The organism is Pseudomonas sp. 478 (assembly GCF_003254125.1).
Classification (GTDB): Bacteria; Pseudomonadota; Gammaproteobacteria; order Pseudomonadales; family Pseudomonadaceae; genus Aquipseudomonas.
Map to the genome: position 1 here is coordinate 330,045 of NZ_QKZG01000005.1, position 20,784 is coordinate 350,828.

A 20,784-nucleotide genomic window follows, 5' to 3' on the forward strand; every position below is an offset into this window, starting at 1 on the left:
TTGGAGTAAGATTCGTGATCTAACTCCTTGAAAACATTGAGCTTTTTCAGCGGTCAGTGCTTTCGATGGCGTGAATTATGTACTGATTTCCCGAGGCTGGCAACCCCTTGATTTCAAAAAAAATTCCGTCAGGTGGTTTCTATGTTTAAAGGGGGTGCTCAGCCCTTTAGGCCGGGTTCGTCTGTCACGTCTTCTACCGCGATCAACGGTTCAATGCCCCAGTCGCCATGCAGATACCAATCGTCTCCGATCATTTCGGCCGGATGCATTGTCCTGTCGGAGCCATTGCCGCACGCCAGGGAGTTGGCTGGACAGTATCTGTCGCAGCCCCAGCAAATGCGCTCGGGATGCTTGGGGCTGATGGGAAAATTCTTGGCCATGTCGATCCCCGGTTTGTCGCTAGGATGTGCCTCCAACCTACATCCCTCGCGCAAAGGTGACCTTGATACGGATCAAGGTACGGCTAAGCTTTGCCCTGCCGGGAAATCGGTTACGTCATAGCGTTTTTCCGGCCCTTGGGCAGCCATATAAAAACACTTGGAGATGCTTCTTATGCCTGGTAAAAAAACACCTGCCGGAGAACAAAGCCCTGTTCGATTGTCGACCTGGGATGATGAGGGCGCGCAAATATCACTCGATGCAGAAGCATTTTCCTCTCCACCCGAATTGACCAATGCAGAACTGGTCCACCTTCGTGTCCGCGTAATTGCCCTGGAAAACCTGGTCATTGCGTTACTGACGCAAGGTTCGGATCAACAGTTAACCATCGCCCGCGAAATGGCCGCCTACATTTCACCCCGGCCCGGTTTCACCCAGCATCCTCTGACAATTCACGCCGCTGCGCAGATGAACGACTGCGTCGACCGCGCCGAGCGGTTTAGAAAGCGCTCCCAGTCATAGGCTTAATCGCTGAAAACTTGATAACAATCATTATTATTCGCAGGAAAGCTTCCTACACTCGGGTTCTTACTCGTTAGTGCCCAGGAAGACATCATGCGTACGACCTTTTCGCTGTCACTCGCCCTGCTCTTGCTCACTCCGTTGGCCCAGGCCAAGGAATACCCGATCGGGGAACCTCAACTGTGTCCGGGGCTGGAAGTCGGGGCGGTGTATTTGCAGCCGATCGAGATGGCACCTGCCGGAATGATGCGGGCCACCGCGGATTCCGATGTGCATCTGGAAGCCGACATTCGTGCCACGGCGGACAATCGACTGGGCTTTCAGGAAGGCAGTTTCGTGCCTTACCTCAATGTCTCGTTCAACCTGAAAAAACAGGGCAACGAGAACGAACTCAAAGGCGATTTCCACGCCATGGTCGCCAATGACGGCCCGCACTATGGCGACAATGTAAAGCTGCTCGGTCCAGGCAAATATCAGCTGACCTTCACCGTCCTGCCGCCCGGCGGTCATGGTTCCCTTGGCCGCCATACCGATAAGGAAACCGGCGTAGCCCCCTGGTTTGAACGCTGCGAATTGCACTACGAGTTCATCTACGCCGGTATCGGTAAAAAAGGCGGCTATTGAATGAAGCGCCTGCAGATCGCCTGGCTGATGCTTGCCGGAGCAGTTGCGCCGCTCACAGCCTATGCCGAATTACCGAGCTATGAACTGAGCCTGCGCGATGGCCACTTCTCCCCTGCCTTGCTGGAGGTTCCAGCCGGTCAGCGCTTCAAGATCATCCTGAAAAATATCGGTCAAGGCCCAGCCGAATTTGAGAGCACGCCATTACGGGTTGAAAAAGTGCTGTCGCCGGGCGTGACAACCTTCGTCGTCATTCACCCCCTCAGGCCCGGCCACTACCCCTTCTTCGACGAGTTCAATCCGCAACTGCCCGAAGGCGGCATCCTCGCGAAATAACCCGTTCAAACACGGAGTTTTCATGAATCAATCAATGTTCATTGTCTGGCGCGAAAGCGTTGAGGCGCTGCTGGTGATCGGCATTCTCCAGGCCTGGGTCAGCCAACAGCCTCAGGGAGATCGACTGGCGAAGTACTTGTGGGCAGGCGTCGTGCTGGGGCTGATGCTTTCGGGCCTGCTGGCGGTGTTGATTCTGTTTGCCGGTGAGGCCATGAGCGGCTCGGCCAGTGAATGGTTCCAGGCCGCACTCGCGCTGGTGGCAAGCCTGCTGATCGTGCAAATGGTCGGCTGGATGCACCACCACGGGCGCACGCTCAAGCACGATTTGCAACGACACGCCGATAGCCACCTGGCCCGGCAAGGTGGCGCAGGTCTGTTACTCCTGGCCATGCTCGCCGTCAGCCGCGAAGGCAGTGAAACGGTGGTCTTTCTCTATGGCGCTGGCGCTCAGTTACGAGGTCCGCAGCTCGGTTTGTTTGCCTTTGGCGGCGCCATGGGGCTGGTACTGTCGGCGCTGACCATTGCCTTGCTGCACAGCAGTCGCCGGTTCATTTCGTGGCAGCGATTCTTTGCTATCAGCGAAGCTGTTTTGCTGGTGCTCGGCGCGGCATTGCTAGTCAGCGGCACCGAGCGAATCGGCGGTCAATTACTTTCCATGGATTTGCCGGAAGTGATGTACAGCCTCGTTGGCGATGCGCTTTGGGACAGCAGCGCATTACTCAGCGACAGCCATGGATTGGGTGGTTTCCTTGCCGGTTTTGCCGGTTATCGCGCGACGCCCAGCGGCATGACGTTACTGGTGCTAGCCGGTTACTGGCTGGCCGTCGGCGGTTGGCTGCGTCAACGCGCAGCGGAAAAAGTCCCATGCCTGAGCTGAGTCGCCACAATCGTTTACTCCAACGCCTGGGCGACGGCATGCGTCGCCATGCACGTGTCATTCGTGCCGTGCAATGGGCCGTTGTACTGTTCTACGCGTTGCTGTTGGTGGTACCGGCGGTGTTGCCGCTGCCGGACAGCCAGGCACGGATGCTCAATAACCTGACCCTGTTCGCGCAGTTTTTGTTTTGGGGGATCTGGTGGCCGTTCGTGCTGCTGTCGATTGTGCTGTTCGGACGACTCTGGTGTGGCGTTCTCTGTCCGGAAGGCTCACTCAGCGAATGGGCCAGCCATTACGGCAAAGGCTTGGGTGTGCCGCGCTGGCTGCGCTGGGGCGGCTGGCCAACCCTGGCGTTCTGCCTGACGACCCTCTACGGCCAGTTGATCAGCGTCTACGACTACGCCCAGGCGGCGTTGTTGATTCTGGGTGGCTCGACCGTCGCCGCGGTCGCCGTCGGGTTGCTGTTCGCCCGGGGCAAACGCGTCTGGTGCCGTTACCTGTGCCCGGTCAGCGGCGTCTTCGCCCTGCTCGCCCGCCTGGCTCCCGTGCATTTTCAAGTCGACGAACAACGCTGGATGGACAACACCGCACCGCGCCTGCCGCCGCCCAACTGCGCGCCCTTGCTCGATATCCGTCGCATGCAAGGCGCCAGTGACTGTCATGCCTGCGGACGCTGCAGCGGACAACGCGGCGCTGTTCAGCTGATCGCTCGCTCCAGCAACCAAGAGGTTCTTCACGCAACGGCGCAGACGCTGTCACCGTGGGATGCGCGCTTACTGCTGTTCGGCGTGATTGGCCTGGCCATGGGCGCGTTTCAGTGGACGGTCAGCCCATGGTTCGTCGCCCTCAAACAAACCCTCGCCCAATGGCTAATCGAGCACGACCAACTCTGGGCCCTGCAGGACAACGCACCCTGGTGGTTGCTCACCCATTACCCGCAGCTCAACGACAGCTTCAGCTGGCTCGACGGTTTCAGCATCGTCGTTTATCTGAGTTTGAGTTCGATGGTGTTGGGCACGGCGCTGATGATTCTTCTGCGCCTGACGGCTCGACTGGCGCAAGATCCTGCACTGTATTGGCCCCTGGCGCTGACACTCACGCCCTTGGGTGGTGCGGGGTTGTTTCTCGGGCTGTCGGCCACAACGGTGAAATTGCTGCGCTATGAAGGGCTGTTGCTGGAGTGGGTACAACCGGCCAGGGCCTGTTTGTTACTGGCCGCGATGGGCTGGAGCCTGTTGCTGGGATGGAAACGGCTGGATCGCGAAGGCCTTTCCCAGGTTCGTCGCTACGCTGGCAGCACTTGCCTGTTACTCGCCATCAGCTTGGTAGGGTTCGGCTGGTGGTTGCAATTCTGGGGCTGGAACTGAGCCCCCCGACACAACCACCCACCGGATCAACTAGACCTTAAAGCGCGCCACTGTCTGGTGCAGCGCCCCGGCCATCTGCGCCAAATCGTGACCCGCAGTGTGAGTATGTTGGGCACCCAGCAAGACCTGCTCGGACAAGTTGCGAATCCCCATCAGATTGCGATCCACCTCCCGCGCCACCAATGCCTGCTCTTCCGTGGCGCTGGCAATCATCATGTTGCGCTCGTTGATCTGCGAGATTGATCGGGTGATTTCGTCCAATGCATCCCCCGAGCGTTGCGCCACTTCCAGGGTGGCTCGAACCAGGTTGCTGCTGCTTTGCATGGCCGTCACTGCATGGCCGGTATCAAGACGAATGTTGCCAATCATCTGCTCGATTTCCTGGGTGGACTCTTGCGTGCGATGCGCCAGGGCGCGCACTTCATCGGCGACCACGGCAAAACCGCGTCCGGCATCCCCGGCACGGGCCGCTTCAATGGCCGCGTTGAGGGCCAGCAAATTGGTCTGCTCGGCGATGCTGCGAATCACCTCCAGCACCTTGCTGATGTCCTGCACCCGGCCCGCCAGTTGCTCGATGCGCTGTGAGGTGTCGGTGACGCCATCGGCCAGTGCGCCGATTGAAACCACGGTTTCCTGAACCTGTTCACGCCCGCGCTGCGCGGTTTGCTCGGACTGCCGCGAGGCCTCGGAGGTGCTCACCGCATTGCGCGCTACTTCATCGACCGCCGCGGTCATCTGGTTCACTGCGGTGGCTGCCTGCTCGATCTCCAGCCCCTGCAATTGCAGGTTGCTGCTGGTCTGGCTGCTGACCGCACTCAGCTCTTCGGAGGAACTGGCGACCTGGTCCACCGAAGTCGCGATGTGCTTGACCATGGCATTCAGACTTTGCTGCATCTGATGCATGTTCATCATCACGCTGCCACCGGCACTTGAGCTAACGGGCACCTGAATCGTCAGGTCGCCCTGAGCGATCTGACTCAAAAACCGTGCGGCATCGTCCGGCTCGCCGCCCAATGGCCGGGTCACACTGCGCGTGACGATCACCGCCGCGGCGATGACCAGCGCCACACAGAACAAAAACAACCCGAGCATATTGCGCCGGGCATCGCTGTACAGTGCCTGCGCCGACTGTTCCCGGTCGGCGAATATTTTGCCTTGCAGAGCCATCAACTGATCCAGGCTGCCATAAACCTCGCGTTCGGCCGGCACGACCTTTTGTTTCAGCTGTGCCATGGCGTCATCGAAGGCCCCTTGCCGGATCAACACCTGCACTTGAGTGAACGCCGCCACGTAGGCTTCGCGATTCTTCTTCAACGCGGCATAAGCGGTTTTGCCCTCTGGCAAATAGAACAACGGTTCAAGCGTTTCGAGCGCCTGGGTAATCCGCTTCTTGGTGGTGTCGATTGACTGCTGCACTTGCTGATTGTCTTTATCGATCAACAAATCCCGGGTGTTCCTGGCGTTATCGCGCACGCCGGTGGCAATGACCATGATCGGATCGATCTTCGGCCAGTCCTGCTTGACGATCACTACCGCCTGATCCTTGAGCGTTGCCAGGTCGTGCAACGCGTAAAACGCCATGCCCATCAGCGCCAGCGGCGCGATGGCAAAGCCGATGACGATACGTTGTGCTGTGGTTAATTTGGCCATATCAAATGTTCCCCGTTTGATACCTGCCAGATGGGCAGCGCATTTGAAAACCTAATGGTGGATGTCCCTGTTGAACGTTAAACCTCAGCCTCGGTTAACCCCGTAACACGAAGGCTGGAAACAACTCGCGCATGGCCTCCCATAGGTCCGGAAGCAAGGCTTGTGCCGAGACGCTTGGCAACAGCGGATCAAACATCCGCTCAGTGCGGACCAACTGCACAGCGAAGCGTTTGACGCCGAGTTCACTCAAGCGCTTGGCGAGGATCAGCAGTCGCGCCGGCTCGAACAGATGCCAATGCACGGTGGTGCGACATTCGTAGTCGACACCGCTGGCCAGCAAATGCTCAAGACTGCGCCAGTTGGCGGTTCCGCTGCCTTCGACCCGAGTGATCGCCTGGCAATCCTCGGGCAACGCCTTGACATCGAAACCGACCCAATCGGCCCCGGTCAGCGCCTTGGCAAATGCAGCAGGCTTGATCCCGGCGCTGTGCAAACCGATGCGAAATCCCATCGCCCGCACCTCATCCATGGCGGCGAGTAAACCGTCCTGCAAGGTCGGCTCACCACCGCTGAACACCACCGCATCGAGCAGGTCCTGACGCCGTTGCAGAAACGCCAACACCCGCCGCCAATCCACCTCGTCTGTGCCACGAGGCGGGATCAACTGCGGGTTATGGCAGTAACGACAACGCCAGGCGCAACCCTGGCAAAACAGCACGCAGGCGAGCTGTCCCGGATAGTCGATAGTGGTCAGGGGTACCATGCCCCCGACCCGAAGCGTTCGACTCATTGGCGCCCGGCCAGTGCCGCGCCTTCAGTAAAGTGCACGCGCTCGCGGTGCTCCGACTGTTTGCCCGGATTGAACGCCGACACAGGGCGGTGATAGCCCATTACCCGGGTCCAGACTTCGCAGCGTTGACGTTGAGCCTGGGGCAATGTTTGCGATGCAGTCATGGTGAAGCTCCTTGCAGTTGAGTGGATCGAAATCAATGAACGGTGCCGAGCTTCTGCTCTTGCAGCAGCAGGACCTCGTCGCACTTGGGGCAGAACTCATGCTCGCCATCCAGATAGCCGTGCACCGGGCAGATGGAGAACGTCGGGGTCACGGTCAGGTACGGCAGGCGGAAGCGGCCAAGGGCTTTGCGCACCAGTTGCTTGCAGGCCTCGGTCGAGGAAATCCGCTCAGCCATGTACAGGTGCAAGACCGTGCCGCCGGTGTACTTGCATTGGAGTTCGTCTTGAAGTTCCAGCGCCTCGAAGGGGTCTTCGGTGTAGCCCACCGGCAGTTGCGAGGAGTTGGTGTAATACGGCGCTTGCGCGCTGCCAGCCTGGAGGATGTCGGGATAGCGCTTGAGATCTTCCTTGGCGAAGCGGTAGGTCGTGCCCTCGGCGGGCGTCGCTTCCAGGTTGTACATGTGGCCGGTTTCTTCCTGAAATCGCAGCAACGTGGCACGCACATGATCAAGCATCTTCAGGGCAAACTGCCGGCCGTGCTCGGTGTGCATACCCTCCTCGTCACCGGTGAAATTGCGCAGCATTTCATGCATGCCGTTGAGGCCGATGGTCGAGAAATGGTTACGCAGGGTTCCGAGGTAGCGCTTGGTGTACGGGTACAAACCGGCATCCATGTGGTGCTGGATCACCTTGCGCTTGACCTCCAGGCTTTCCATCGCCAGTTCCATCAGCGTGTCCAGGCGCTGCAGCAAACCGCTGGTATCCCCCTTGAACACATAGCCCAGCCGCGCGCAGTTGATGGTGACGACGCCGAGCGATCCGGTCTGTTCCGCCGAGCCGAACAAGCCACCGCCACGTTTGAGCAACTCGCGGACATCCAGCTGCAAACGGCAGCACATCGAGCGCACCTGATTGGGTTGCAGGTCCGAATTGAGGAAGTTCTGGAAATACGGCAGGCCGTAACGCGCAGTCATCTCGAACAGGCGATCGGCGTTTTCACTGTCCCACGGAAAGTCGTGGGTGATGTTGTAGGTGGGGATCGGAAAGGTGAACACCCGCCCTTTCGCATCGCCGGCCTGCATCACTTCGATGTAGGCGCGATTGAGCAGCTCCATTTCGACTTGCAGGTCGCCATAGGCAAACGGCATTTCCTCACCGCCGATAACGGGTATCTGCTCACGCAAATCCTGTGGGCACACCCAGTCGAAGGTCAGGTTGGTGAACGGCGTCTGGGTGCCCCAGCGTGACGGCACGTTGAGGTTGTAGATGAACTCCTGGATCGCCTGGCGCACCTCCTGAAAACTCAGCTGATCCTTGCGCACATAGGGCGCCAGGTAGGTGTCGAACGAGCTGAACGCCTGGGCACCGGCCCATTCGTTTTGCAGGGTGCCTAGGAAATTCACCATCTGCCCGAGGGCACTGCTCAAGTGCTTCGGCGGACCAGCTTCAACACGCCCGGGCACACCGTTGAGCCCTTCGTGCAACAGGGTGCGCAGCGACCAGCCCGCGCAGTAACCGGCGAGCATGTCCAGGTCATGTACATGCAAATCCGCCTCGCGGTGAGCCTGGCCGATGGCCTCGCTGTACACCTCGTCCAGCCAGTAATTGGCGGTGACTTTGCCCGACACGTTCAACACCAGACCACCCAGGGAATACCCCTGATTGGCGTTGGCCTGGACCCGCCAGTCTTCACGGTCCAGGTATTCGTTCATCGAGGTCGCCACTTCGACCATGGTTCGGCGGTCGCGGCGCAAGCGCCCGTGCTGTTCGCGGTAGACGATATAGGCGCGCATGGCGAGGAAAAAACCGGCGTCCATCAACACCCGCTCGACACGGTCCTGGATTTGCTCGACATGCAGCCTCGGCACCCCTTCCAGCCTGGCCAATACCGCCTGAAGCAAGCCTTCAACCTCAACCTCGCCGTACTCCCCCGTCGCCTTGCCGGCGGCGATCAATGCCTGACGGATTTTGTCGGCATCGAAGGCGACCTGACTGCCATCGCGTTTGTGCAAGCGGTTACATCCTACTGCGATCAGCGTGCTCTGCATTTGGCCTCCAGACACTACATATAGACTTTAATAAGCTTTAAACCACAACATGCAGTGAAGGCTACGGACAAAGTGCTGATCTGCAATTGATCGATATCAAGATTTGCCGGCAAAAAAAATGCCGGATTTCGGCGAAGATCTAATGTGGGAGCGGGCTTGCTCGCGAAGGCGGAGTGTCAGTCAACATTGATGTTGACTGACACTCCGCCTTCGCGAGCAAGCCCGCTCCCACATTGGATTTGCTGTGTTTTAAAGATCAGTTCAACCACCACTCATGTTCATAAACCGCACAATCTGTACCTCCCCGTCTGGACTGAAATCATGGCGCAGTGGTTTGCCGCGCAAGGCCTTCTGCACTGCGTTGATCACCGGTAGATCATCCAACGGATATCGCCTCAGCAATCCTCTTAAATCCAGCGCATCGTCCTGCCCCAGACACAGCAACAGCTTCCCTTCCACGGTCATCCGCACCCGATTGCAGCTGCCACAAAAGTTATGACTATTGGGCGAAATGAAACCAATGCGCGTCTCGGGATGGCGTTCCAGACGCACGTAGCGCGCCGGTCCGCCGCTGTTTTCGGTGCTGTCGAGCAAGCGATGCTGGCTGGCGATCAGCGTGCGCACTTCGTCGCTGGAACAGAACGATTCGCCCCGGGAACGACCGACGTCGCCCAAGGGCATTTCTTCGATGAAGCTGATATCGATGCGCTGATCAATCGCGTACTGCACCAACGCCGGGACTTCATCGAAGTTGCGCCCCTTCATCACCACGCAGTTGAGCTTGATCCGCTCAAACCCTGCGTCCCGCGCCGCTTCGATGCCGTTGAGCACCTGGTCGAGATCGCCGTTGCGGGTGATCGCCCGAAACTTCTGCCCGTCCAGGCTATCGAGGCTGATGTTCATCCGCTTGACCCCGGCGTCGACCAACGGCCGGGCCAGACGGCCCAGTTGCGAGCCGTTGCTGGTCATCACCAGCTCACGCAAACCGGGCAACGCGGCGATGTTGCGGCACAGTCCGACAATGCCAGGGCGGATCAGCGGCTCGCCACCGGTCAGGCGGATTTTGCGTACCCCCAGGCCGACGAACAGCGTCGCCAAGCGCTGCAATTCCTCCAGCGTGAGCACCTGCTGACGCGGCAGGAACGTCATGTTTTTCGCCATGCAATACACACAGCGAAAATCACAGCGGTCCGTCACCGACATCCGCAGATAATCGATCTGCCGCCCAAAACCATCCTGCATCACAGCGTTCATCACTTCTCCCGGTTTGCCTCGAGGCTCACTGCACCAGCGGTGAGTCGGCGCCCTGCAAGTGGATGCCACGAATATCGGCTGCACCGATCAGGGTTTGCAGGTACTGCACCAGCGCTTTCTGCCACACGCCTTGCTGCAACTGCGTGCGGATTGCCGTCGACACCACTTCATAGGGCAACGGCATGCCTTCGATTCGCTGATCGACACTGATCACATGCCAGCCGTAGCGACTTTCCAGCGGTTTGCTGGCCAGGCCCGGTGCCAGGGTGAACAACTGACGCTCCAGTTCGGGCACGGTCTGGCCCTTGCTGATCTGTCCCAAAGAACCACCCTGAGCCTTCGACGGGCAGGCCGAATATTTCACGGCCAGCTCGGCGAAACTGCCGGGGAATTCATCCAGTTGCTGCAACAGGACTTCGGCCTGCCCCTGCGCCAGCTCCCGGGCCTCGACATCGTCCGGTGCACATTCGAGCAGGATGTGCCGCACTGCCAGCAACGGCGCGCTGTGGAAGCGCCCGCGATTGTTTTCGTAGTAACGCAGGCTCGATTCCTCGTCGCACTGCGGCACTTTCACCTCACGTTCGAGCAACAAACGCGTGGCCGCTTCTTCTTCGTTCTCACCGGCGCCGATCTCCAGCGACACACCGAGTTCGGTGATGCGCTGCTGCAACAACTCGCGGGTCACCAGCGCGCGGGCGGCCAGGAAGACCGCCTCCTCGCGGCTTTCGGCCGGGTGATATTGCAGCTCCTGGGCCATCGCCTCCGGGGTGATCGACACCTCGTTGACGCTGATGATCGGCCACTCCTGTTCACTGCTGGCGATCAACTGCGCCGGGGCGTCATCGGCCCCCGCAGGCTCAACCGGCAGCGCTTCAAACTGCGCCTGTGCGACCGGCGCGATGTCGAGAACGACCTCGGCTTTTTTTGAAGAACCGCAGCCACCGCTGCCCCCGTTACCGCCACCACATCCACATCCACCTGACATGATTGTCTCCTCAGTACTTCTGACGAACGATTTGATAACGACGCCCCAAGTACCAGATCGGTGCGCTGATCATGTGTACGAGACGGGTGAAGGGGAACAGCACAAACAGGGTCAAGCCGAGAAACACGTGCAACTTGTAGATCAGCCCGACCGGCGCGATGGCCGCCGCTGCTTCCACCGGACGCAACAGCACGGTGTTCTGCGCCCAATCGGCGAGCATCACCATCACCGAGCCGTCCATGTGGCTGGTGGACGCGACGATGGTCAGCAGACCGAGCAGCAATTGCGCCAGCAGCACCAGCAGCACCAGGATGTCCGAAGGACTGGAAGTGGCACGGACCCGAGGATCACTGAGCCGGCGGTTAACCAGCATCAGCAGGCCGATCAGGCACAGCAGACCGAAGAGCCCACCGGAAACCATTGCCAACAACTGCTTGTTCTCGGTGCTGATCACGTGGTGATAAATCGACGCTGGTGTCAGTAGGCCGACAAAGTGTCCGGCCAGTACGAACAGCACACCGATGTGGAAGAAGTTGCTCGCCACGCGCATGCCGCGCTGATTGAGCATCTGGCTGGAGCCCGCTTTCCAGGTGTACTGCGACAGATCGAAGCGCGCCCAGCTGCCAATCAGGCAAATCGCCAGGGCGACATAGGGATAGACCCCGAACAACAACAGGTTCCATTTAGACATTGCCTACCTCCTTGGCTGGCACGGCGGCCAGCCCTTCATGCTGAAAATCCACCCAGTGCAATGGCACTGCGCTTTCCTCACGGGCCTTGCCCGGTGCGCTAGGCAGTGAACTGCAACGGTCCTGCTGTTCGGCCTGGAGGAAGTCCACGGCCTCCTCTTCCCAGATCTTGTCGAGGGCTTCGAGGGAGTCGTCGCGAGGTTCCGCCGCGACCTGCGCCCGCAGGTCGGCGACCGCCTGATGCGGCTCGGCCCCGGCAATTTGCAGCAGCGCCCGGAAGCAGCTGGCATAGGCGCTTTCACGCTCGTCCAGACGTGCCGCGAGCAAGGCCAGCAAGTGCGAAACATCCGCCAGGCCCTCGCGGGCCTCGATGTCTTCGCGGGTGGAGAGGAACTCCAGGTACAGCGGGATGTAATCGGGCAGCTCTTTGACGCCGATGGCAAAACCGGCTTCTTCGTATTGCGCCATCATGTCGACCATGGCCTGGCCACGGTCACGGGATTCACCGTGCACATGTTCGAACAACAGCAGCGACAGCGAGCGCCCCCGGCCGAACAGCGCACCGTAGTGCTCCTGCCCGTCCATCAGGTCATTGGCGCAGATCAGTTCAAGCAACTCGAACAACGCACCGCGCTGCTTCGGGCTGATTTCCCGTGACTGGATGATCGCTTGCTCCAGTTCATCGCGACCGCCAATCAGCGTCTCGGTCGGGTAATCGAGCAGCAGCGAAATCACTTTGAGAATTTGCATGCTCATTCCTCCCACAACTGGACGGTTTTCAGAATGTCGCGGCGGTTGGCTTTCTTCGCACCGAACATGTTGGTGTCGGAGCTGCCACTACAGCCGCTGCCGAAACTGAAACCGCAGCCCGAGCGCTCGGCGAAGGCGTCGCTCATGGCGTCTTCACGGTGCGCGCTCGGCACCACAAAGCGGTCTTCATAGTTGGCGATCGCCAGGTAGCGATACATCTCCTCGACCTGGGCCACGCTCAAGCCAACATCCTTGAGTACTTGCAGGTCCTGAACCCCGTCGACTTGCTCGGAACGTTTGTAGGCGCGCATCGCCAGCAAGCGTTTAAGCGCACGCTTGACCGGTTTTTCATCGCCCGCCGTCAGCAGGTTGGCCAGGTACTTCAGTGGAATACGCAGGCTGTCGACGTCCGGGATCACCCCGTTCATGCCGACGGTGCCGGCAGTGGCGGCGTTCTGGATCGGCGACAGCGGCGGTACGTACCAAACCATCGGCAAGGTGCGGTATTCCGGGTGCAGCGGCAGTGCGAGTTTCCAGTCCACGGCCATTTTGTAGACCGGCGAACGCTGGGCTGAATCGATCACCGACTGCGGTACACCATCGGCCAGAGCCTGACGGATCACCGCCGGGTCATTTGGATCGAGGAAGATCTCCAGCTGTTTCTCGTACAGGTCCTGCTCATTGGCGGTGCTCGCCACTTCGCTGATGCGGTCGGCGTCATACAGCAGCACGCCGAGGTAACGGATGCGCCCAACGCAGGTTTCCGCGCAAACGGTCGGCATCCCGGCTTCGATACGCGGGTAGCAGAAGATGCATTTCTCGGACTTGCCGCTCTTCCAATTGAAATAGATCTTCTTGTACGGGCAGCCGCTGATGCACATCCGCCAGCCACGGCATTTCTCCTGGTCGATCAGGACGATGCCGTCTTCTTCACGCTTGTAGATCGCCCCGCTCGGGCAAGCCGCTGCGCACGTCGGGTTGAGGCAGTGCTCGCACAGGCGCGGCAAATACATCATGAAGGTGTTTTCGTACTCGCCGTAAATGTCCGCCTGAATCTTGTCGAAGTTCTTGTCCTTGCGACGCTTGGCGAATTCGGTGCCGAGGATCTCTTCCCAGTTCGGGCCCCACTCGATTTTTTCCATGCGCTTGCCGGAGATCAGCGAACGCGGGCGCGCGGTGGGTTGATGCTCGCCCAGCGGTGCGGTGTGCAGGTGCTGGTAATCGAAGTCGAACGGTTCGTAGTAGTCGTCGAGGCTCGGGAGGTCCGGGTTGGCGAAAATGTTCGCCAACACGCGGAATTTACCGCCGATGCGCGGGTTGATCGTGCCGTTGGCATTGCGGATCCAGCCGCCCTTCCACTTGTCCTGGTTTTCCCATTCTTTCGGGTAGCCGATCCCGGGTTTCGATTCGACGTTGTTGAACCAGGCGTATTCCATGCCTTCGCGGCTGGTCCAGACGTTTTTGCAGGTGATCGAGCAGGTGTGGCAACCGATGCATTTGTCCAGGTTCAGAACCATGCCGATTTGTGAGCGAATCTTCATCTCAGTTCTCCTCAATATCGGTCGGCAGCGGACGTGGCAGGTCATCGCCACTTGAACCATCGAGCCAGTCGACTTTGGACATTTTGCGCACCACGACGAATTCGTCGCGGTTGCAACCGACCGTGCCGTAATAGTTGAAACCGTAGGCTTGCTGGGCATAGCCGCCGATCATGTGGGTCGGCTTGAGCACGACGCGGGTGACCGAGTTGTGATGGCCGCCACGGGTCTTGGTGGTTTCCGAACCGGGCACGTTCACGATCCGTTCCTGTGCGTGATACATCATCACCATGCCGTCCTTGACCCGTTGGCTGACCACCGCACGGGCGGTCAGCGCACCGTTGACGTTGAAGCACTCGATCCAGTCGTTGTCCTCGATGCCGGCGCTTTTCGCGTCGTTCTCCGAGAGCCAGACAATCGGCCCGCCGCGGCTGAGGGTGAGCATCAGCAGGTTATCGCTGTAGGTGCTGTGGATGCCCCACTTCTGGTGCGGGGTGATCCAGTTCAGGACGATTTCCTTGTGGCCGTTACTGCGCTTGCCTTTCACCCCTTCGATGGTGCGAGTGTTGACCGGCGGCCGATAACTCATCAGTTGCTCGCCGAACGCCTGCATCCACGGGTGATCCTGGTAGAACTGCTGACGACCGGTGATGGTGCGCCATGGGATGCCTTCGTGAACGTTGGTGTAGCCGGCGTTGTAGCTGACGTGATCGTCTTCGAGCCCCGACCAGGTCGGGCTGGAAATGATCTTGCGCGGCTGTGCCTGGATGTCGCGGAAACGGATGGCCTCGTGGGCCTTGGACAGCGCCAGGTGGCTGTGGTCGATGCCGGTGAATTCCGACAGTGCGGCCCAGGCCTTGACGGCGACCTGGCCGTTGGTTTCCGGTGCCAGGGACAGAATCACTTCAGCGGCGTCGATGGCCGTGTCGATTTTCGGCCGACCCTGGCTGATACCGGCATCGCCTTCTTTGTGATTGAGTTCACCGAGGAATTTCACTTCGTCTTCGGTGTTCCAGTTGATGCCTTTGCCGCCGTTGCCGTTTTTCTCCAGCAATGGCCCCAGGGACGAGAACTGCTTGTAGATGTTCGGGTAGTCACGCTCCACCACGTGCAGGTTCGGCGCGTTTTTGCCCGGCTCCGGTGCCACACCAGCGCTTTTCCAATCGGTGCCGCCAAACGGTTGGGCCAGTTCGCCGACGCTGTCGTGCATCAACGGGATGGTCACCAGGTCCTTCTCAACGCCCAGGTGCCCTTCGGACATGCTGGAAAACGCCTTGGCGATGCCTTTGTAGATTTCCCAGTCGGAACGCGATTCCCACGCCGGGTCGATGGCGGCCGACAACGGGTGAATGAACGGGTGCATGTCCGAGGTGTTCATGTCGTCTTTTTCGTACCAGGTTGCGGTCGGCAACACGATGTCGGAATAGACGCAGGTCGAAGACATGCGGAAGTCCAGCGTGGTGACCAGATCGAGCTTGCCGATGGCGCCCTCGTCCACCCATTCGGCTTCTTCGGGTTTGCAATCGCCGACCTGGCCGATGTCTTCGTTCATCACACCGTTTTTGGTGCCGAGCAGGTACTTGAGCATGTACTCGTGGCCCTTGCCCGAGGAGCCCAGCAGGTTGGAACGCCAGATGAACATGTTGCGCGGGAAGTTGACCGGGCTGTCCGGCTGTTCGCAGGAGAAACGCAGCGAACCGTCCTGCAGCGACTTGACCACGTAGTCTTTCGGGTCCATGCCGGCCGCAGCAGCGTCGCGGCAAATGTGCAAAGGGTTAGTGTTGAGTTGCGGAGCGCTGGGCAACCAGCCGGCGCGTTCAGCGCGGATGTTGTAGTCCAGGGCATGCTCAGGGAATTGCGATTTATCGGCCAATGGCGAGAGCACGTCGTGCATGCTCATCTTCTCGTGGCGCCACTGCGAACTGTGGGCATAGAAGAAGCTGGTGCCGTTCATTTGGCGAGGCGGACGGTTCCAGTCCAGGCCGAATGCCAGGGGCAGCCAGCCGCACTGCGGACGGAGTTTTTCCTGACCGACATAGTGCGCCCAACCGCCACCGGTCTGACCGACACACCCGCAGAGCATGAGCATGTTGATCAGCCCGCGGTAGTTCATGTCCATGTGGTACCAGTGGTTCATCGCCGCGCCGACGATGATCATCGAGCGGCCCTTGGTCTTGTCGGCGTTGTCGGCGAACTCACGGGCAATCTGGATGGCTTTCTCACGGCTGACGCCGGTGATCTGCTCTTGCCATGCCGGGGTGCCAGGCACCGAGGCGTCGTCGTAATCCTTGGCCACGTTTTCGCCACCGAGGCCGCGATCGATCGCCAGGTTGGCGGCCGACAGGTCGAACACGGTGGCGACTTTGGCCACGCTGCCGTCTGCCAGCACCACGTTGTGCACCGGCACGCGGCGGTATTGCACGGCATCGCCGGCCACGTGCTGGAAGTGCTCGTGGGACTCGCCGGCAAAATACGGGAAGGCCACTTCGACCACGTCATGACCGATCAGGCTCAGCTTCAGATCGATCTCACGGCCTTCGCCGCCTTCACGAGGCAGGATGTTCCACTTGCCCTTCTCGCCCCAGCGATAACCAATGGAACCCTGAGGGGACACCAGTTCGCCGCTGACATCGAGGGCGATGGTTTTCCATTCCGGGTTGTTTTCCTGGCCGAGGTTGTCGGTCAGGTCACTGGCGCGCAGGAAGCGGTCTGGCTGGTAACCGGCGCCCGGTGCCTTGTCGACCATTTGCTTGAGCAGCACCAGCACCGGCAAATCGGTGAAGCGCTTGGCGTAGTCGGTGAAATAGGCGCTCGGTTTGTCCAGGTGGAACTCTTTGAAGATCACATGGTTGAACGCCTGGGCCAGCGCCGCATCGGTGCCTTGCTTAGGGTTCAGCCACAGGTCAGTGAGCTTGGCGACTTCCGAGTAATCCGGAGTGATCGCGACGGTCTTGGTGCCCTTGTAACGGACTTCGGTAAAGAAGTGCGCGTCGGGGGTACGGGTCTGCGGGACGTTGGAGCCCCAGGCAATGATGTAGTTGGAGTTGTACCAGTCGGCCGATTCCGGCACGTCGGTCTGCTCGCCCCAGACCATCGGCGAGGCCGGTGGCAGGTCGCAGTACCAATCGTAGAAACTCAGGCAGGCGCCGCCGATCAGCGACAGGTAACGCGAGCCTGCGGCGTAGCTGACCATCGACATGGCCGGGATCGGCGAGAAACCGACGATCCGGTCAGGGCCGTATTGCTTGATCGTATAGACGTTGGCCGCCGCAATGATCTCGTTGACTTCTTCCCAGTTGGAACGAATGAAGCCACCCATGCCTCGCTTGCTTTTATAGGAGTCGGCCTTGACCTTGTCCTCGACGATGCTGGCCCAGGCTTCCACCGGCGCCATGGTTTGCCGCGCATCGCGCCAGAGCTTGAGCAACGGCTTGCGGATTTTCGGGTACTTGAGCCGGTTGGCGCTGTAGATGTACCAGCTGTAACTGGCACCACGCGGGCAGCCACGGGGCTCATGGTTCGGCAGATCATTACGGGTACGCGGATAGTCGGTCTGCTGGGTTTCCCAGGTGATCAGGCCGTTCTTGACGTAGATCTTCCACGAGCAGGACCCGGTGCAGTTCACCCCGTGGGTGGAACGCACGATCTTGTCGTACTGCCAGCGCGAACGGTAGACGTTCTCCCAGTCGCGAGACTCTTTGCGGGTCTCTCCATGACCGTCGGAAAACTCGTTTTGCTTGCGGTTGAAAAACCGCAATTGATCCAGTAAATGACTCACGGTGTAGTCCTCTCAGGCTTTGTCGCGGAGTCTGTGCCCCGCCCACGCAATGGTTGGATTCGGGTCGTCTCAGCAGGGTGTCGCGGCGCCTTTGCGCGCGTACCACCACCAGGTCACCACGATGCAGCTCAGGTAAAAGACGACGAACATGTAGAAAGCCATCTCCGGGCCGCCGGTCAGGGCCATCGAAGAGCCGAAGGATTTGGGAATGAAGAACGCACCGAAGGCGCCCATGGCTGAACTGAAGCCCAGGACGGCGGCTGACTCTTTGCCGGCATTTTTCAGCGCTTGTTCACGCACGGCGGGTGGTTTTCCGGCGGAAGCTTTTTCGTGCTGGGTGCGGAAGATCACCGGGATCATGCGGAAGGTGGAGCCGTTGCCGATGCCTGTGGTAATGAACAGCAGCATGAACAGACCGAGGAAGCCGTAGAAGTTGCCGCCCTGGCCGCTTTGCGGCAGAAAGTGCAGAACACCGAAGACCATCACGATCATCAACATGAAGTTCCACAAGGTCACCTTCGCGCCACCGAGCTTGTCCGCCAGCCAGCCGCCCAATGGGCGTACCAGCGCACCCACCAACGGGCCGAGGAAGGCGAATTTCAAGGCGATGACATCCGGGAACGAGGTTTTGATCAGCAGCGGAAACGCGGCGGAGAAACCGATGAACGAACCGAAAGTCGCCAGGTACAACCAGCACATCAGCCAGTTGTGTTTGCGCTTGAAGATGACGGCCTGCTCGCTGAAGGAAGCGCGGGCACTGGACAGGTCATTCATGCCGAACCAGGCCAGCACCGTCACCAGGACAATAAACGGCACCCAGATGAAGCCGGCGTTCTGCAACCACAATTGACCGCCGTCCGGCAGTGCTTGCGGCGAGCCGCCCATGAAGCCGAACACACCGAAGGTAATCACCAGCGGCACACAGAACTGCATCACCGAAACGCCCAGGTTACCCAGCCCGGCGTTGAGGCCAAGGGCCGTGCCCTGCTGCGACTTGGGATAGAAGAAGCTGATGTTGGACATGCTCGAGGCAAAGTTGCCGCCACCGAAACCGCAGAGCAAGGCAATCAACACGAACACGCTGTAGGAGGTGCTAGGGTCCTGCACGGCGAAGCCCATCCAGATCGAGGGCAACAACAGCGATGCGGTGCTCAGGGCCGTCCAGCGACGGCCACCAAAGATCGGCACCATAAAGGAATAGAAGACGCGCAACGTCGCCCCGGACAGGCCCGGCAACGCCGCCAGCCAGAACAGCTGGTCGGTGGTGAAGGTGAAGCCGATGGCGTTCAAACGCACGATCACCGTGCTCCAGACCATCCACACCGCAAAGGCCAGCAGCAGCGCAGGAATGGAAATCCACAAGTTGCGCGTGGCGGTCTGTTTGCCGCTACTTCCCCAGAATGCTGGGTCCTCGGGGCGCCAGTCATGAATGACCGGGCCTTTGTCAGGCTTTTGCAGAACGGACATGTTCTTCTCCTAGGGCAATGCTGGAAATCGGGGACGGGGTCAGCCGCGGCGCTTTACCCAGCACCGGGCTTTTGCGTATTTCGCTGAAGTACATCCAGGTGAGGGAGACCCAGACCACGCCGTACATCAACATGAAGCAGGAAGAGCGCACGCCGGTGAGGTCCACCAGGGCGCCGAACAGGATCGGCAACACGAAACCGCCCAGGCCACCGGCGAGGCCGACGATGCCGGACACCGCCCCCATGTTTTTCGGGTAGTCGTTGGCGATGTATTTGAAGACCGAGGCCTTGCCGAACGCGAAGGCGATGCCCATGACGAACAGCAGCACGGTGAACAGCGCGGGGCTCAGGCCGATGTGGAAATCCACCGGGCCGTCGATGGTCTGCACTTGCAGTTGGGTCTGGGGATACGAAAGCAGGAACAGGCAGATCCAGCTGACCCACAACACCCACCAGGTCACGCTCTGCGCACCCCAGCGATCCGACATCCAGCCGCCGACCGCACGCAGCACGCCACCGGGCAGGGAAAAACAGGCCGCCAGCAGCGCCGCGCTTTGCAGGCTGAAACCGTATTCCTGCACGTAGTACTTGGTCATCCACAGTGCGAGGGCGACATAACCACCGAAGACGATCGAGTAGTACTGGCAGTAGCGCCACACCGCCGGGTCCTTCAGCGAGCTCAATTGCTCACGCAAGGTGGCGCCGGTGGCACTGCGGTGGTCCTTGTTTTCAGCGCTGAGGAACCAGAACAACAGCGCCGTAATAAAGAGGATCGCGCTGAAGACTTTCGGCACCAGCTGCCAACTGCCGGCAGCGATCAGCGCCGGGGCGAGAAACTTGGTGACCGCGGCCCCGGCGTTACCGGCGCCGAAGATGCCCATCGCAAAGCCCTGATTCTCTTTGTCGAACCATTTGGCGACGTAGGCAATCCCGACCGAGAACGAGCCGCCGGCCAGGCCGACGAACAAGCCCAGCACCAGGAACTGCCAGTAGGCGGTGGCGTGACTGATCAGGTACAGCGGCGTCACGCAGGCCAGCATCAACAGGAAGAACACGCTGCGCCCGCCAAAGCGGTCGGTCAGTAGGCCCAGCGGCAACCGCACCAGCGAACCGGTCAGGACCGGGGTCGCAGCCAGCAGGCCGAATTGGGTTTCGTTGAGCTGGAGAAGGTCCTTGATCGGCACCCCGAGCACGGCAAACATCATCCAGACCATGAAACAGACAGTGAAGGCCAATGTGCTCATGCCCAGCACCAGGCCTTGTCGTACACGGGGTTGGTTCACAAATGCTCTCCAGTCAGTTAGCCATGGCGGCAGACTAGAGAGGCCAACCCCGCAAAAACTTGATCCATGTCAACGAAGCCCAAGGGGGCATAGGCCTATGCTTGCGCGGTCTACCTCTAAGGAGGTAGTGCAGGAAAACCCTAAAACCGTTGGTTTATCAGCGTCTTGAGGTTTTCTGCCAAGGTTTTTGCTGACAAGGATCAGTCGACAACTCTTTAGAGGTAGCGCGCCCGGGATCGGCGGCAAAACCCCTTCCTGGAGCTCCACGTGTTCTGTTTTCCTGATGTC

18 protein-coding genes and 1 pseudogene are annotated in these 20,784 nt (G+C 59.8%); 5 read left to right on the forward strand and 14 right to left on the reverse strand.

Features of this window, described 5'->3' with window-relative positions; genetic code table 11:
• Nucleotides 1-158: 158 nt before the first annotated feature.
• On the reverse strand, nucleotides 159-380 hold the full coding sequence (locus DFS28_RS13420; protein ID WP_111450183.1) for a DUF3079 domain-containing protein: 222 nt from the start codon (nucleotides 378-380) through the stop codon (nucleotides 159-161).
• A gap of 172 nt (nucleotides 381-552) precedes the next feature.
• Between DFS28_RS13420 and DFS28_RS13425 the strand changes: the two genes are divergently transcribed.
• The 5 genes from DFS28_RS13425 to DFS28_RS13445 all read left to right on the forward strand — a co-directional run bounded on the left by DFS28_RS13425 (nucleotide 553) and on the right by DFS28_RS13445 (nucleotide 4,101).
• Nucleotides 553-900 (forward strand): hypothetical protein, encoded by a 348-nt coding sequence (locus tag DFS28_RS13425; RefSeq protein WP_111450184.1) that lies wholly within the window; start codon nucleotides 553-555, stop codon nucleotides 898-900.
• Between the two features lie 93 nt (nucleotides 901-993).
• On the forward strand, nucleotides 994-1,524 hold the full coding sequence (locus DFS28_RS13430; protein WP_111450185.1) for an iron transporter: 531 nt from the start codon (nucleotides 994-996) through the stop codon (nucleotides 1,522-1,524).
• Nucleotides 1,525-1,857, forward strand: coding sequence for a cupredoxin domain-containing protein (locus DFS28_RS13435; RefSeq protein ID WP_008153600.1), 333 nt, complete (start codon nucleotides 1,525-1,527; stop codon nucleotides 1,855-1,857).
• Nucleotides 1,858-1,879: 22 nt separating this feature from the next.
• Nucleotides 1,880-2,734 carry an FTR1 family protein gene (locus DFS28_RS13440; protein WP_111450186.1) on the forward strand — a complete coding sequence of 285 codons (855 nt, stop codon included), beginning with the start codon at nucleotides 1,880-1,882 and terminating at the stop codon, nucleotides 2,732-2,734.
• Nucleotides 2,722-4,101, forward strand: coding sequence for a 4Fe-4S binding protein (locus DFS28_RS13445; RefSeq protein WP_111450187.1), 1,380 nt, complete (start codon nucleotides 2,722-2,724; stop codon nucleotides 4,099-4,101). The genes DFS28_RS13440 and DFS28_RS13445 overlap by 13 nt, the downstream gene beginning before the upstream one ends.
• A 30-nt stretch (nucleotides 4,102-4,131) precedes the next feature.
• On the opposite strand, the gene DFS28_RS13450 is transcribed toward DFS28_RS13445, so the two are convergent.
• The 13 genes and pseudogenes from DFS28_RS13450 to DFS28_RS13505 all read right to left on the reverse strand — a co-directional run bounded on the left by DFS28_RS13450 (nucleotide 4,132) and on the right by DFS28_RS13505 (nucleotide 20,496).
• Complete coding sequence (locus tag DFS28_RS13450) at nucleotides 4,132-5,193, reverse strand: methyl-accepting chemotaxis protein (protein ID WP_371922173.1); 1,062 nt, start codon at nucleotides 5,191-5,193, stop codon at nucleotides 4,132-4,134.
• 30 nt (nucleotides 5,194-5,223) lie between these two features.
• A pseudogene (locus tag DFS28_RS31195) lies at nucleotides 5,224-5,751 on the reverse strand (MCP four helix bundle domain-containing protein); the annotation flags it as partial.
• Between the two features lie 94 nt (nucleotides 5,752-5,845).
• The gene (locus DFS28_RS13455; RefSeq protein WP_111450189.1) at nucleotides 5,846-6,541 is read right to left on the reverse strand and encodes an anaerobic ribonucleoside-triphosphate reductase activating protein; all 696 of its coding nucleotides are present in this window, start codon (nucleotides 6,539-6,541) and stop codon (nucleotides 5,846-5,848) included.
• Nucleotides 6,538-6,705: an anaerobic ribonucleoside-triphosphate reductase gene (nrdD, locus tag DFS28_RS13460; RefSeq protein ID WP_008153595.1), complete on the reverse strand. Its 168-nt coding sequence runs from the start codon at nucleotides 6,703-6,705 to the stop codon at nucleotides 6,538-6,540. The genes DFS28_RS13455 and nrdD overlap by 4 nt, the downstream gene beginning before the upstream one ends.
• Before the next feature lie 32 nt (nucleotides 6,706-6,737).
• Nucleotides 6,738-8,753 (reverse strand): ribonucleoside triphosphate reductase, encoded by a 2,016-nt coding sequence (locus tag DFS28_RS13465; RefSeq protein WP_111450190.1) that lies wholly within the window; start codon nucleotides 8,751-8,753, stop codon nucleotides 6,738-6,740.
• A gap of 261 nt (nucleotides 8,754-9,014) precedes the next feature.
• Complete coding sequence (gene moaA, locus DFS28_RS13470; protein ID WP_111450191.1) at nucleotides 9,015-10,007, reverse strand: GTP 3',8-cyclase MoaA; 993 nt, start codon at nucleotides 10,005-10,007, stop codon at nucleotides 9,015-9,017.
• Between the two features lie 25 nt (nucleotides 10,008-10,032).
• Nucleotides 10,033-10,992 (reverse strand): peptidylprolyl isomerase, encoded by a 960-nt coding sequence (locus DFS28_RS13475; RefSeq protein WP_111450192.1) that lies wholly within the window; start codon nucleotides 10,990-10,992, stop codon nucleotides 10,033-10,035.
• Between the two features lie 10 nt (nucleotides 10,993-11,002).
• Complete coding sequence (gene narI, locus DFS28_RS13480; RefSeq protein ID WP_111450193.1) at nucleotides 11,003-11,683, reverse strand: respiratory nitrate reductase subunit gamma; 681 nt, start codon at nucleotides 11,681-11,683, stop codon at nucleotides 11,003-11,005.
• Complete coding sequence (narJ, locus tag DFS28_RS13485; RefSeq protein WP_111450194.1) at nucleotides 11,676-12,431, reverse strand: nitrate reductase molybdenum cofactor assembly chaperone; 756 nt, start codon at nucleotides 12,429-12,431, stop codon at nucleotides 11,676-11,678. Before narJ ends, narI begins: the two co-directional genes overlap by 8 nt.
• A gap of 2 nt (nucleotides 12,432-12,433) precedes the next feature.
• A complete protein-coding gene (narH, locus tag DFS28_RS13490) occupies nucleotides 12,434-13,972 on the reverse strand; it encodes a nitrate reductase subunit beta (RefSeq protein WP_033059086.1) in 1,539 nt (512 codons plus the stop codon).
• Between the two features lies 1 nt (nucleotide 13,973).
• Nucleotides 13,974-17,747 carry a nitrate reductase subunit alpha gene (locus tag DFS28_RS13495; RefSeq protein WP_111450195.1) on the reverse strand — a complete coding sequence of 1,258 codons (3,774 nt, stop codon included), beginning with the start codon at nucleotides 17,745-17,747 and terminating at the stop codon, nucleotides 13,974-13,976.
• Nucleotides 17,748-17,816: 69 nt separating this feature from the next.
• Nucleotides 17,817-19,214, reverse strand: coding sequence for a NarK family nitrate/nitrite MFS transporter (locus DFS28_RS13500; RefSeq protein ID WP_111450196.1), 1,398 nt, complete (start codon nucleotides 19,212-19,214; stop codon nucleotides 17,817-17,819).
• Entirely contained in the window at nucleotides 19,192-20,496 is a 1,305-nt protein-coding gene (locus tag DFS28_RS13505) for a nitrate/nitrite transporter (protein WP_111450197.1), read from the reverse strand. The genes DFS28_RS13500 and DFS28_RS13505 overlap by 23 nt, the downstream gene beginning before the upstream one ends.
• Nucleotides 20,497-20,784 lie beyond the last annotated feature (288 nt).